The organism is Saccharibacillus alkalitolerans (assembly GCF_011090185.1).
Classification (GTDB): domain Bacteria; phylum Bacillota; class Bacilli; order Paenibacillales; family Paenibacillaceae; genus Saccharibacillus; species Saccharibacillus alkalitolerans.
On record NZ_JAAFGS010000005.1, the window covers coordinates 199,761 to 212,337 of the forward strand.

The following is a 12,577-nucleotide window of genomic DNA, read 5'->3' on the forward strand; positions in this document are numbered from 1 at the left end:
ACGAGCAAGGACGCGGCGCAGCCTGTCGAAGGGGGAGTCCGCAAATCCCAAACAGCGAAAAAAGCCGGGAATTCGCTTTGCAATCCGGTAAAAAACGAGTTTATAATGTATGGGATTGCGAAAAATCGTTCATTTCGATAAATCCATAGATTCCATACCTTCGGAGGTGCTTATCCAGTGACAGAGATTCATAACGGCGACCCCATCGTCGATATTTTGATTATCGGCGCGGGTCCGGCCGGTCTGTTCGCCGCTTTTTACGGGGGAATGCGTCAGGCGTCCGTGAAGCTGATCGAAAGCATGCCTCAGCTCGGCGGGCAGCTGGCGGCGCTTTATCCCGAGAAATACATTTACGACGTAGCCGGTTTCCCGAAAGTGACCGCACAGGAATTGGTTAACCAGCTTGTCGAGCAGATGAATCATTTCGAGCAGGAAATCTGCCTTGAAGAAAAGGTGGTCGCCGTCGAGAAAGAAGAAGAACGGCGCTTTAAGGTTACTACCGACAAAGGCGTGCACTATGCCAAGTCCGTCATCATTACGGCCGGCGTGGGCGCGTTCGAACCCCGCCGCCTGACGCTCGAAGGCGCGGAACGCTTCGAAGGCGTCAATCTGCACTACTTCGTCAGCGACCTCAGCAAATTTGCGGGCCGCAAAGTGCTGCTGAGCGGCGGCGGGGATTCCGCGGTCGACTGGGCGCTTATGCTGGAACCGATCGCGGAGGAAGTCACGCTGATCCACCGCCGCGACAAGTTCCGCGCTCACGAGCACAGCGTCGAGAACCTGATGGCGTCCAAGGTCAATGTCGTGACGCCGACGGAAATCACGGAACTCGTCGGCGAAGAGCGCATCGAACGCGTCGTGCTCACGAATGTGAAGAGCGGCGAAACGCAGGAAATCGAAGTGGACGACGTCATCGTCAATTTCGGATTCGTCTCCTCGCTCGGCCCGATCTCCGAATGGGGCATCGAGATTCAGAACAACTCCATCGTGGTCGACACGCGCATGGAAACGAGCATTCCGGGCATTTTCGCGGCAGGCGACGTTACGACCTACCCGGGCAAACTGAAGCTGATCGCGGTTGGATTCGGCGAAGCGCCGACGGCCGTCAACAACGCGAAAGTGTACTTCGACCCGGAAGCCAAGCTGTCGCCGGGACACAGCAGCAACATGAAACGCTGATCGCCGGTAATTATCCACAAAATCGACATATTTTTGCCCGTTATGCTCTCCAGCGCCGCGGCGCCCGGCATGACGGGCTTTTTATTTGCCCACATTCGGCGGATTATCCCCCGTTTTCTGTGCGCAACTTGTGTATAATGTGGGTACAAAGCATGCAGAAGCTTGATTTCCCGCTGTGGATTTGGGGATAACTTTATACACAACGCTTGCTTCTGCCCCGAATGCGTCCGGCGTGGTATGATGGAAGCGAAACGTGACAAATCTCCTTTCTTCAACGCATCTTTGCGGATTGCAATCCGCTTCCATTCTTTATAAGGAGGAACCGCCGTGGACAAATTCGCGAGCAATTTATATTGGGTCATCTCGATCGTCGAAGTCCTCATTCTGTTGATGATCGCCGTCTTTATGGTTATGCTGGGCGTCAAGTTCTGGAAAGAGAAACGCTTCGGACCCGTTATCGCTTTCGCCGTCTTTCTGATCGTCTGCCTGACGCTGACCTGGTGGAGCGTGCAGGACAAATTTCTGTAAATTTTGTAAAGGGCAAAGGAGGAAAGCGTCCGCATGCAGCTGATTGCCATGATCACAATGCTGATCGACCATTTGGGCGCAGTCTTTTTCCCCGAACACTATTGGATGCGCATCGTCGGACGCGTCGCGTTCCCGCTTTACTGCTATCTGCTGGTGGCCGGCTATAAGCGCACGCGCAGCAAGCCGCGCTACGCGTCCAGGTTGTTCGTTCTGGCGCTGCTGTCTCAGCTTCCGTTCATGCTTGCGTTTATAACCGCGGGCGTCAACGTCATCGGCACCCTGCTCGTGGCGCTGCTGATCGTGATGGCGATCGACCGCTTCCAAGGAAAAACCGTCCTTCAATGGGCCGTAGGCTTTCTGCTGCTTGCGCTCACTTACTGGCCGATGAAGGAACTGGATTTCGATTATGCGACTTACGGGGTGCTGCTGGTGCTGATTTACCGCTACATGCCGAACGTATGGGCGATGGTCGGCGGTCATCTGGCGCTTAACGTTGTCTGGGCGGTCGCGTTCTCCGGCATCACTCAGTTCTACAGCATTGTCACGACGCTGTTCATTGCCGGCATTCAGGCGTCCGCGCCGACGGCCAAAACCGAAGTTCGCCTGCCTCGCTGGCTGTGGCGTTCCTTCTATCCGGTGCATCTCGCGATCATCGCGCTTGTAGAGTGGCAGATTTACGATATCACCTGGACGAACTTTACGTTCTGGATTACCCAATGATTTTGCAAAAAACCGGGGATTTCCGTTTCAACAGCCTGAAAATTGGGTATTATACCCTGTCATTTCTTTTAAACACATAAGGAATATGGGGGAGTATCATATGGTGCTCGCACGCACATTCAAAGGAGTCAGCGGTTTGTTCGAGTTGATCCTCGGCCTCCCGCTGCTGGGCGGCATGGTCGTCATGGGCAGCGGCTGGGGGATTTCCGCGGTCATGTTCGCTCTGCACGCCGTCACGCTTCTGCTGTCGCTGCAGCACCGGCAGTCGTTTTACGGATCGCTGGCAGGGCTCGTCACCTGCCTGCTCGTGTCCGTCCCGGTTATAGGCATGTTCGGTCATTGGGTGGCGGCGGTTCTGCTGCTGGTCAGCATGGTCGACCGTTACGGCGCCGGGATGTCCGGCGGCTACCGTCATCCTTGACCGGCGTTGCCGGGAAACGGCTCGTTGCTCGAAATCTTCATCGATTTCGGGCGACGAGCCGTTTTTTATTTGGAAAAGATCCGATTTGCGATTGACTGGCGGCAAACGCTCAACGTAATATAGGAGAAAACATTCGCCGGCCGTTTTGTCGTACCCGCATGCTTTTTCGCTTTTACGCACGAAAGCAACAATGCGGTTTCGCGGTCTTTCGATAAAATACGACGCGGCGTTTTGTCCAGAAGCGACGCCGGCACCGCCTATCGGCAGCCGGATATGCGCTATCACTACACAACGAGTTACGGAGAGGGGTTCACGATTTATGTTGAAAAAGAAATGGCTTCCGCTCGTTCTGACCTTGTCGCTCGCGGCCTTGGCCGGCTGCGGCCAAACCGATTCGGCCTCCGGCCCCAAAGAAGGCGATACCGCCGGCAGCGCCGAAACCAAAACGTACAAAATCGCCGTCTCGCAAATCGTGGAACATCCTTCGCTCGACGCGACCCGCGAAGGCTTCGTCGCGGCGCTCAAAGATGCCGGAATCGTCGAAGGCGAAAATTTGACGCTTGATTACAACAACGCCCAGGGCGATTCGACGAACAATCTGTCGATCGCGCAAAAACTGGCCGGGGCGAACAACGATCTCGTTCTCGCGATCGCCACTCCTTCGGCCCAGGCCGTCGTTTCGCAGGTCAAGGAGACGCCGGTTCTGTTTGCGGCCGTAACCGATCCCGTCAGCGCCAAAATCGTATCCAGCATGGAACAACCCGGCGGCAACGTAACGGGCGCTTCCGATACGAATCCCGAAGCGATCAAGCAGCTTGCCGATTTTATCGCCGAAGAGCTGCCGGACGTCAAGACGGTCGGCCTCGTTCTCAACGAAGGCGAGCCGAACGCCGTCGTCATGGCGGACCGTGCGGAGCAGGAGCTGGCCGCGCACGGCATCAAGCTCGTCAAAGCGGCCGTCACCAACACGTCCGAAGTCCAGCAGGGGGCCCAGTCGCTCGCCGGCCAGGTCGATGCGCTGTACATCACGCTCGACAATACCGTCGTCAGCGCCGTCGACACGATCATTAAGATCGCGAACGACAACAAGCTGCCGTTTTTCTCCAGCGACCGCGATACGGTGGAAAAAGGCGCCTTCGCGACCGTCGGCTTCAAATACTACGACCACGGCTACCAGGTGGGCGAGATGGCTGCCGACATTTTGAAAAACGGCAAAAAGCCGGCCGACCTCCCGGTCGCCATGCAGGAGAAGCTCGATCTGATCCTTAACCTCAAAGCCGCGGAGGCTCAAGGCATCGAAGTGACCGACGGCATGAAGGGCAAAGTCCAGGATCAGGAAAACAACATCATTCAGTAAGGTGCGGCCGACGGTCGAACCTGCGGTCGAATCGGGACGGGATGAGCGGCTGCTTCATCCCGTTTCCCCTTTCGCCCGGCCGGGTTCGTCTCGTACCGCAATCCATCTTCTTTTATACAGGAGGCGTCATTCATGTTCGAAAATTTCGTCGGCTCGCTGCCGGGCGCCGTTTATCTGGGGCTGCTGTATGCCCTGATGGCGCTCGGCGTCTACATTACGTTCCGCATCCTGGACTTTCCCGATTTGACGGTCGACGGCAGCTTCACTACCGGAGCGGCTACCGCCGCGGTCATGATTTCGCACGGCGTCTCGCCGTGGCTCTCGACGCTGACGGCTATTTTGGCCGGCATGGCGGCGGGCGCCTGCACGGGACTGCTGCATACGAAGGGCAAAATCAACGGACTGCTGTCCGGCATCCTGATGATGATCGCCCTCTATTCGATCAATCTGCGCATCCTCGGCATGCCGAACGTTTCGATCATGGGCGAAGACACGGTGCTCGGCGCGTTCCCTCCGATTCCGTTCATGATCGCGATCGTGCTGATCTTCAAGTTCGCGCTCGACGCCTTCCTGAAAACGGATCTCGGCCTGTCGCTGCGCGCGACCGGCGACAACAAGCGCATGATCCGCAGCTTCGGCGTCAATACGGACAATACGACGATTCTGGGCATCAGCTTGTCGAACGGTCTCGTGGCGCTGTCCGGCGCGTTGATCGCGCAGCAGTCTTCTTTTGCGGACGCCACTTCGGGGATCGGCATGATCGTGATCGGACTGGCCTCCGTCATTATCGGCGAAGCGCTGTTCGGCGCCAAAACGGTCTTCCGCGCGACGCTCGCCGTCGTGCTCGGCTCCGTCGTCTACCGCATCGTCATCTCGCTGGCGCTGCAAATCAAAGGCTTCGAGACGTCCGATCTGAAGCTGATTACGGCAATCATCGTCATTATCGCGCTCGTCTTCCCGACCGTGCGCAGCGCCCTCAAGCAGCGGGGAGCGGCCAAGAAACGCTCGGCCGAGCTGCTGAAGTCGCTGGAAGCCGCGGGAGGTGACCGCTGATGCTGCACGTTTCCGGCGTATCCAAATTGTTCAATTCCGGCACGATCGACGAGAAGGTCGCTTTGATCGGCATCGAGCTGCAGCTGAAACCGGGCGATTTCGTCACGGTCATCGGCAGCAACGGCGCCGGCAAATCCACGCTGATGAACATGATCTCCGGCGTCATGAAGCCCGACACCGGGGAGATCGTCATCGGCGGCCGCTCCGTGACGGCGCTGCCGGAACACCGCCGCAGCCGCTGGATCGGCCGCGTGTTTCAAGACCCGATGGCCGGCACCGCTCCGCGGATGACCATCGAGGAGAATCTCGCGATGGCCTATCTGCGCGGCAGTCGGCGCGGTTTCTCCTTCGGCGTCACCGGCGCTCGGCGCAAGATCTTCCAGACCGAGCTGAGCCGCCTGGGCATCGGTCTCGAGAATCGGCTGAACGCCAAAGTCGGCCTGCTGTCCGGCGGCGAACGCCAGGCGCTGAGCCTGCTGATGGCGACGTTTACCCGCCCGCAGATTCTGCTGCTCGACGAACATACCGCCGCTCTCGACCCTTCCCGCGCCGAACTCGTCACGTCGCTGACCGAGGAGATCGTTCGCGACATGAACCTGACCACGCTGATGGTTACCCATAACATGGAGCAGGCGATCCGCCTCGGCAACCGCCTGGTCATGATGGACAAAGGCCGCATTATTCTCGATATCGACGAAGCCGATAAGCGGAATTTGACCGTCGAGCGCCTGATGAGCGAATTCGAACGCATCAGCGGCAAAAAGATGGCCGACGACCGGACCTTGCTGGGCTGAGGCCTTCAACCAGCTGCTCTGCTGCCGTTATTTGCCGGGTTCCCCGCATGCCGCCTCCGGCTTGAACAGCCGGAGGTTTTTTTATTTTCTTTTCTCCGGATAAGGGACGAGGTACAGCCCGTATTCTTCGGACCACAGCGCGCAAAAAATATCCCGTACATCATCGTACCCGGCCTCCCGTAAAATTCGGCGGGTCCGTTCCCGGTCCTGATTTTTCCCCATATCCATGTTCACGTATTCGCCGGTATTCACCAGCAAGTAAGAAAGCGTTTGAACCGGTTCGCCTTTGGTGATCACGCTGAGGCCTCCGCTCGTCTCCAGAATCGCTTGATCCACGTTTTCCAGACAGAAGATGCCTTTCTGCCTCAGCAGGGAGCGGAACTGCTCCACTTCCATGTTCGTGTCGATAAAGCTTTGTACCTGCATTTCGCCGTCCATAAAGAGCATGGCCGGACTTCCTTTGACCAGCGCACGCGCGCGTTCCTTCCTGCGGACCGCTATTTCGATCAAATAAACCATCAGCCCCCAGACGGCAATCGCCAGAAGCAGATGAAGCACGTTCACCCGGGTGTCGTAAATCGACTGAGCCAGTATGCCGCCCAGCACAAGCAGATATACCAGATCGAACGAAGTCGCCTGGGACAGCGTCTTTTTGCCGAGCATCCTTACCGTAATAATCAGGGCCAGCAGCCCGGATATCAGTTTCAAGATCAGCGTAAGCGTTAACATAGCCGCACCCCTCCTATTTCATCTTTTTCTCTTGTTATCCATATAACCGGTTCCTTCAAAACTAAGCCTTTTTCGGCCATCAAAAAAGAGCCTCTCCGCTGTGCGAAAAAGCTCCTCTGCCTACCTTAAATCCTCTGTCTCTTCTCTCTTATTCCTTAAAAAGAGACGAATTTCTTGAATGCCGCCTCTAAGCGAGCCGGTTCTGCATGGGAACGACTTTCGGCTTTCCTCCCCTTCCGCCATCTCTCATTCCGATCAGAGGAGGAAAACGAGCACGAGTGACCGGGCGGAATCGGCGAGCCCTTCAGGCGGCATTTCCCGCTTCGTCCCGCCTCGCTTTACTGAACTTCGTCCTCCAACCGTCCCATGAACTCTTCCGCCGCGCTGTACCCGAGCTGCTTCAAGTACCAGTTGTTCGCCGCCGCCTCGATCAGTCCCGACGTGTCGCGGCCCGGCTGCAGCTGAAGCTCGATATGCGGGATTTTGACGCCGAGGTATTCCGTGAACTGTTCCGCGACTTCGAGGTCGTTGTTCAGCGCTTTGTCTTCCCACGGCGTCAGCTCGATATCGAGAACGATCCGCGTCTCGTCCTGGAACGCCGTGCGCCCGTACTGGCGGACGACGTTGATCAGCCCGATGCTGCGCAGCGCCAAAAATTCGCGTGTAATCGTATTATGCGTACCCAGCAGCGTGGACGGGCCCAGCTTTTTCAGCACGACGACGTCGTCCGCCACGAAGCGATGCCCGCGTCCGATCAGCGTGTGCGCCGTCTCGCTCTTGCCGATCCCGGAGCGGCCGCGAAGCAGCACGCCGATGCCGGACACGTTGACGCAGACGCCGTGGATCGACATTTCCGGCGCCAGCGCCTTCAGCAAGTAACCGTCCAGCTTGGCGATAAACTCGGTCGTTTTGTCCGGCGTCCGCAGCAGCGGAATGCCTTCCTGGTCGCAGTACATTTCGAGAAAAGGAATTTCCTGCAGGCCGGTCGTCACGACAAAGCACGGCGGATGGTATTTGACGATGTTGCCGATATGCAGCCTGCGCTGTTCGACGGTCTGCTGAAGGAGGTATGTAATTTCCTTGCGCCCCAGCACCTGTACCCGATTCATCGGAAAGTAATCGAAATAGCCGACGAACTCGAGTCCCGGACGGTGAGCTTTGGAACGGGTGATTTCCCGGTCCAACCGGTCGCCTCCCGCCAGCACCTCCAGCTTGAACGCTTTGACAATGCTTTCTACCGTAACGGACTTCATGCCATATTCCTCCTTGAATCATAAAGTCGATCGGGATTGCGCCCGAATTCACAATCTTTGCGTCTTTTGCAAAAATTGTTCTATAAAAAAAGCTTTCAGCCCGGAAATGGCATCCAAGCCGAAAGCTTCGCGCTGCTTGCAAAAAATCGAAAAGCCGAATCAGTCGCAGGGCTGTGCCAGCGCTTCGTCTTCTTCCCGCGTACGGAACGAAGACCCGCAGCCGCATGTCGCCACCGCGTTCGGGTTGAAGATCGTGAAGCCTCCGCTCATGCCGGATTCTTCGAAGTCCACCTGCAGGCCGTTCAGATATTTCAGATCGTCCTTGGACACGACTACCTTCAAACCCTGTATATCCATATATACGTCGTCCACGTCGGACTCCTCATTATCAAAGCCCATTGCGTACGAAAAACCGCTGCATCCGCCGCTGGCTACGCCCAAACGAAGAAACATGCCCGGCGTCTCCTGCTGCTCCAGCATCTCCTTGATGCGCGAAGCTGCCGCTTCCGTGATCTCGATCATGGTTTTTCCTCCTTTACGCTTTCTCTTCTGCATTATACGCCTCCGAGCCCGGCGACTCAAGCATTTCGGCCGGCTGTCGCGGCTTCTTCTTCCTTTTCCCTTTACAACTATTATGGATATATTTACATAATATCACCGTATTGCCCCGTTTCCCGAGTAGGTTTATAATGGGGAAGGAATAACGTTTTAAATTTTCGGAATTTCGACAAAAAGAGCAGGCAAGAATAACTCCGGCCTCTCGATGTAACTTTTTTCACATTTTCAGAAACGGCTTGACCGTTTCAGCAAGATAGCTGCCGCATAAAGCGGCTTTGTTTTTGTCGGTTGTCCACTTTTCCGGTCCGACCCGGGCCCGCCCGTTCCGGTGCGCTTCGCGCCGCCTCGGGATCTACGAGGAGGTTCTCACTAAATGTCTACAATCATCAATCCGGCAACGGACAAGCGTATGGCGGAAATCGCAGAAAAGGTCCACAACGGGCAGCGTTTGAGCTTCGAAGACGGCGTTTATTTATATCAGAGCGAAGATATTTTGACGATCGGCCAGCTGGCCAATGAAGCCAATCTGCGCAAGAACGGCAACAAAGTGTACTTTATCGAAAATATGAGCCTTTACTTCACCAACGTCTGCGAAGCGCACTGCGCGTTCTGCAACTTCCGCAAAGACCAGGGCGAAGAAGGTTCCTACACGCTGAGCGGCGAAGAAATGGTCCGCTACGTCGAGCAGAACATCACGCCGGACGTGCGCGAGTTCCATATCGTCGGCGGCCACAACAACCATGTGCCGTTCCAGTACTATGTCGATTCGTTGGCCGCGCTGAACGAACATTTCCCCGACGTGACGATCAAAGCGTACACGGCCGCGGAAATCGACTTCTTCACGCGCATCAGCGGTCTGTCGATCGAAGAAGTGCTTAAAGCCCTTCAGGGCGCGGGCCTTAAGACGCTGACCGGCGGCGGCGCGGAAATTCTGTCCGACGAATACCGCAAAAAAATGCGCGTCAACAAAGCCAACGTGGACCGCTACCTGGAAGTTCACCGTACCGCCCACAAACTCGGCATGCGCACGCACACGACGATGCTGTACGGTTCGATCGAAAGCCATGAGGACCGCATCAATCATATGGTTCAAATCCGCGAACTGCAGGACGAAACGAACGGATTCATGGTGTTCATCCCGCTGTCCATGCAGCCGAAGAGCCGCAACGCCAGCATCATGCGCCGCAACTCGGCTTTCGAAGATCTGAAGACGATCGCGATCAGCCGCCTGATGCTCGACAACATCGATCACATCAAGGCGTACTTCATCAATATCGGCACGCAGCTGACGCAGATGGCTCTGACGTTCGGGGCTTCCGACGCGCACGGCACGATCGTAAAAGAACGAATCAGCCACGCGGCGGGCGCCGTCACTCCGGAAGGATTGACGCGCAAAGAACTGATCTGGCTGATCAAGGGAGCAGGCCGCATTCCGGTGGAACGCGACACGTTCTACAACGAGATCGAAGTCTACGAGTAATCGCGCAGCCGTGCTCCGGCCGCTCCATCATTCCACTCACAAGGAGACCTGCAAATGAAAAATCTCGTTATTCTCGGCGGGGGCTACGGCGGCCTGACCATTTTGGACGAACTTCTCGACCATCTTCCTTCCGACGTCAACGTCACGCTGATCGACCGGCTTCCTTTCATGGGCCTCAAAACGGAATATTACGCGCTCGCGGCCGGAACGGTATCGGATCATAAGCTGCGCATCGCTTTTCCCGATCATCCGCGGATGGTCAAGCACTTCGGCACGGTGGAGCAGATCGATATCGAAGGCAAAAAAGTGCTGCTGCAAAACGACGAGCCGGTGCCGTACGACCAGCTCGTGATCGCGCTCGGCTGCACCGACAACTATCACGGCGTGCCGGGAGCGGAAGAATTCACGTACAGCATTCAGTCGCTGCATGCCTCCCGCCGCACAAACGACAAGCTCAGCAGCATGAAACCTTCGTCGCGCGTGCATATCGTCGGCGGCGGCTTGAGCGGAATCGAACTGGCGGCGGAGCTGCGCGAGAGCCGGCACGATCTGCAGATCACGCTGCTGGACCGCGGCGAGCGCCTGCTGTCCTCGTACCAGCCGCGAATCTCGCGCTACGTGCAGGAGTGGTTCAAAAAGCACGACGTCGAAGTCTGTCATAAAGTATCCATCAGCCGCGTCGAAGAAGGCGCCCTGTACAACGGCGACGAGCTCATGCATACGGATGCCGTCGTCTGGACCGCGGGCATTCAGCCGGTGGAAGTCGTGCAGAATTTGAACGTGACCAAAGACCGTTCGGGACGCGTCGTCGTCAACGAATATTCGCAGATTCCGGAGCACCCGGAAATCTTCGTCTGCGGCGACTGCGCCAGCCTGCAGTTCGCTCCGAGCGCCCAGGCCGCGGAAGCGCAGGGCGAGCAGATCGCTCACGTGCTGCTGGCGTTCTGGAAAAACGAAAAACCGAGGCTTAAGCCGATCAAGCTCAAAGGAATGCTCGGCTCTCTCGGCCAAAAAGCCGGCTTCGGCCTGAACGTGATCGGAGACACGTCGATTACCGGCCGCGTCCCTCGTTTGCTGAAGAGCGGCGTCCTGTGGATGTCGAAGCATAACTTGGGTTAGAAGGGGCCGGCTTCTCCCCGCCGGTAAAATCCGATTTATTCGAAGTTCGGGAGGAGGCGAAGGCTCCGGAGTACTTGATTCCGATCGCTTCTTGCCTTCGGGAAATTAGATTGGATTTTATACTGGGATTTCCCGAAGACAAAGGCGAACACTTCGTTTCTACATTCAAGTACTTCTGCGCCAAGGCATCCTCTTCAAACATCGAATGAATTCACCGCTCCAAGAAGCCGAACTCTAACCAAGTTCGGCTTCTTTTTTGTTTCTAAGATAACAAGCCTTTCACTTTGTAGAAAGGCAAAGAAAAACACTCCCCAAAAAGAGGAGTGCGAATACCGCGCAGCGGAAAGTCATGTTCCTGGATAGGCGCAGCCGGCGGAGGGAAAAGTTCAGTGAAGGAGCGATAGCGTTCGCCTTTGAAATCGGGAAGCCCCCTTAAAATCTAATAAAGCTTCCCGATTGAAACAGCGACCGAAACGAACTTTTCCCGGAGCCGGCCCCCCGCCAGTCAACGAACAGGGTTTCCGCTCGACCGAGCTATTCAAGCTCGTTATAAGACATTAACCGATGAATATGCACCGCCAAATAAGTCAGCTCGTCGTTCGTGACCTTTTTTCTGTGCACCTGCTTCACGTAGTCCTTAATCTTGAACGCCCCGTCCATCGCCTGCGGATACAGCGTCGCGATCTGCTCGAACAGCAGGTCGTCTTTGGCCGTCAGCATCCGGTCCGCGTAGAACCGCTCCACGAAGAATTTCACGTGCGTAATAAAACGCGTGTAATGGATGTTGTCCGTGTCCAGGTCGATATGCAGCGAGTACCGCACCAGATTGACGATGCTGCCGATCAGCTTGGCGTACTTCATGCCGTCTTTCGATTCGGATTTGCCGCCCTGGGCATTGATCAGGTGGAAGGCGATATTCGCCGCTTCTTCCTTCGGCAGCTCGATCTCCAGCCGTTCGTTCATGAGGCGCAGCGCGAACGATCCGATCTCGAATTCTTCCGGATAGAAGTTTTTGATCTCCCAGAAGACCTTGTTCGTGATGTTGATGTCTTTTTTGAATCGTTCCACGGCAAAGCTCATATGGTCCATCAGCATGAAATAAGTACCGGGATTGAGCTTCGTCTGAAGTTTGCTTTCGGCATAAGCCATGATTTCTCGGGTAAGTTCGACATACACGGGCGCGATCGCGTCCAGCATGCCGAGATACTCCTTGACCTTCACGTCGTCGACCGGCACGAACGTCTGGTCGACCTGATTTTCGTCGATCAAGCTGCCCGTTTTTTGCCCGTAGCCGATGCCTTTGCCGAATACGATGTATTCCTTATGCTGTTTGTCCTCGACCAACACCACGCTGGAATTCAGTACTTTTTTGATCTTGATCACGCG

General features: G+C 56.2%; 13 protein-coding genes. 9 read left to right on the forward strand and 4 right to left on the reverse strand.

Annotated features, from left to right (window positions below; all coding sequences use genetic code 11):
• The first annotated feature begins 177 nt into the window (after positions 1-177).
• The 7 genes from GYN08_RS15850 to GYN08_RS15880 all read left to right on the forward strand — a co-directional run bounded on the left by GYN08_RS15850 (position 178) and on the right by GYN08_RS15880 (position 6,052).
• The gene (locus GYN08_RS15850) at positions 178-1,179 is read left to right on the forward strand and encodes an NAD(P)/FAD-dependent oxidoreductase (RefSeq protein WP_166275974.1); all 1,002 of its coding nucleotides are present in this window, start codon (positions 178-180) and stop codon (positions 1,177-1,179) included.
• 327 nt (positions 1,180-1,506) lie between these two features.
• Positions 1,507-1,707, forward strand: coding sequence for a hypothetical protein (locus GYN08_RS15855; RefSeq protein WP_166275976.1), 201 nt, complete (start codon positions 1,507-1,509; stop codon positions 1,705-1,707).
• Between the two features lie 33 nt (positions 1,708-1,740).
• Entirely contained in the window at positions 1,741-2,427 is a 687-nt protein-coding gene (locus GYN08_RS15860) for a TraX family protein (protein ID WP_166275978.1), read from the forward strand.
• 136 nt (positions 2,428-2,563) lie between these two features.
• Positions 2,564-2,848 (forward strand): hypothetical protein, encoded by a 285-nt coding sequence (locus tag GYN08_RS15865; protein WP_166275980.1) that lies wholly within the window; start codon positions 2,564-2,566, stop codon positions 2,846-2,848.
• A 319-nt stretch (positions 2,849-3,167) separates the two neighbouring features.
• Positions 3,168-4,205 carry an ABC transporter substrate-binding protein gene (locus GYN08_RS15870; protein WP_166275982.1) on the forward strand — a complete coding sequence of 346 codons (1,038 nt, stop codon included), beginning with the start codon at positions 3,168-3,170 and terminating at the stop codon, positions 4,203-4,205.
• A 132-nt stretch (positions 4,206-4,337) separates the two neighbouring features.
• Positions 4,338-5,258 carry an ABC transporter permease gene (locus GYN08_RS15875; RefSeq protein ID WP_166275984.1) on the forward strand — a complete coding sequence of 307 codons (921 nt, stop codon included), beginning with the start codon at positions 4,338-4,340 and terminating at the stop codon, positions 5,256-5,258.
• Positions 5,258-6,052 carry an ABC transporter ATP-binding protein gene (locus GYN08_RS15880; protein ID WP_166275986.1) on the forward strand — a complete coding sequence of 265 codons (795 nt, stop codon included), beginning with the start codon at positions 5,258-5,260 and terminating at the stop codon, positions 6,050-6,052. The genes GYN08_RS15875 and GYN08_RS15880 overlap by 1 nt, the downstream gene beginning before the upstream one ends.
• A gap of 81 nt (positions 6,053-6,133) precedes the next feature.
• Here the strand turns inward: GYN08_RS15880 and GYN08_RS15885 are convergent, their stop codons facing one another.
• From GYN08_RS15885 to GYN08_RS15895, 3 genes are all read right to left on the reverse strand, one after another.
• Positions 6,134-6,781: a DUF421 domain-containing protein gene (locus GYN08_RS15885; protein WP_166275988.1), complete on the reverse strand. Its 648-nt coding sequence runs from the start codon at positions 6,779-6,781 to the stop codon at positions 6,134-6,136.
• Between the two features lie 338 nt (positions 6,782-7,119).
• Entirely contained in the window at positions 7,120-8,034 is a 915-nt protein-coding gene (gene hprK, locus GYN08_RS15890; protein WP_166275990.1) for an HPr(Ser) kinase/phosphatase, read from the reverse strand.
• 159 nt (positions 8,035-8,193) lie between these two features.
• Positions 8,194-8,556: a HesB/IscA family protein gene (locus tag GYN08_RS15895; protein WP_166275992.1), complete on the reverse strand. Its 363-nt coding sequence runs from the start codon at positions 8,554-8,556 to the stop codon at positions 8,194-8,196.
• 409 nt (positions 8,557-8,965) lie between these two features.
• On the opposite strand from GYN08_RS15895, the gene mqnE reads away from it, so the two are divergent.
• Complete coding sequence (mqnE, locus tag GYN08_RS15900; RefSeq protein ID WP_166275994.1) at positions 8,966-10,072, forward strand: aminofutalosine synthase MqnE; 1,107 nt, start codon at positions 8,966-8,968, stop codon at positions 10,070-10,072.
• A 54-nt stretch (positions 10,073-10,126) separates the two neighbouring features.
• Complete coding sequence (locus GYN08_RS15905) at positions 10,127-11,191, forward strand: NAD(P)/FAD-dependent oxidoreductase (protein ID WP_166275996.1); 1,065 nt, start codon at positions 10,127-10,129, stop codon at positions 11,189-11,191.
• Between the two features lie 534 nt (positions 11,192-11,725).
• Here the strand turns inward: GYN08_RS15905 and GYN08_RS15910 are convergent.
• On the reverse strand, positions 11,726-12,574 hold the full coding sequence (locus tag GYN08_RS15910) for a PRD domain-containing protein (protein WP_166275998.1): 849 nt from the start codon (positions 12,572-12,574) through the stop codon (positions 11,726-11,728).
• Between the last annotated feature and the right edge of the window lie 3 nt (positions 12,575-12,577).

What these genes read in the sequence shown, in the direction of transcription:
- GYN08_RS15905 (WP_166275996.1), top strand. Translation starts at nt 10,127, where the DNA reads ATGAAAAATCTCGTTATTCTCGGCGGGGGCTACGGCGGCCTGACCATT.
- GYN08_RS15885 (WP_166275988.1), bottom strand. Translation starts at nt 6,781, where the DNA reads ATGTTAACGCTTACGCTGATCTTGAAACTGATATCCGGGCTGCTGGCC.
- GYN08_RS15895 (WP_166275992.1), bottom strand. Translation starts at nt 8,556, where the DNA reads ATGATCGAGATCACGGAAGCGGCAGCTTCGCGCATCAAGGAGATGCTG.
- hprK (WP_166275990.1), bottom strand. Translation starts at nt 8,034, where the DNA reads ATGAAGTCCGTTACGGTAGAAAGCATTGTCAAAGCGTTCAAGCTGGAG.
- mqnE (WP_166275994.1), top strand. Translation starts at nt 8,966, where the DNA reads ATGTCTACAATCATCAATCCGGCAACGGACAAGCGTATGGCGGAAATC.
- GYN08_RS15860 (WP_166275978.1), top strand. Translation starts at nt 1,741, where the DNA reads ATGCAGCTGATTGCCATGATCACAATGCTGATCGACCATTTGGGCGCA.
- GYN08_RS15880 (WP_166275986.1), top strand. Translation starts at nt 5,258, where the DNA reads ATGCTGCACGTTTCCGGCGTATCCAAATTGTTCAATTCCGGCACGATC.
- GYN08_RS15875 (WP_166275984.1), top strand. Translation starts at nt 4,338, where the DNA reads ATGTTCGAAAATTTCGTCGGCTCGCTGCCGGGCGCCGTTTATCTGGGG.
- GYN08_RS15870 (WP_166275982.1), top strand. Translation starts at nt 3,168, where the DNA reads ATGTTGAAAAAGAAATGGCTTCCGCTCGTTCTGACCTTGTCGCTCGCG.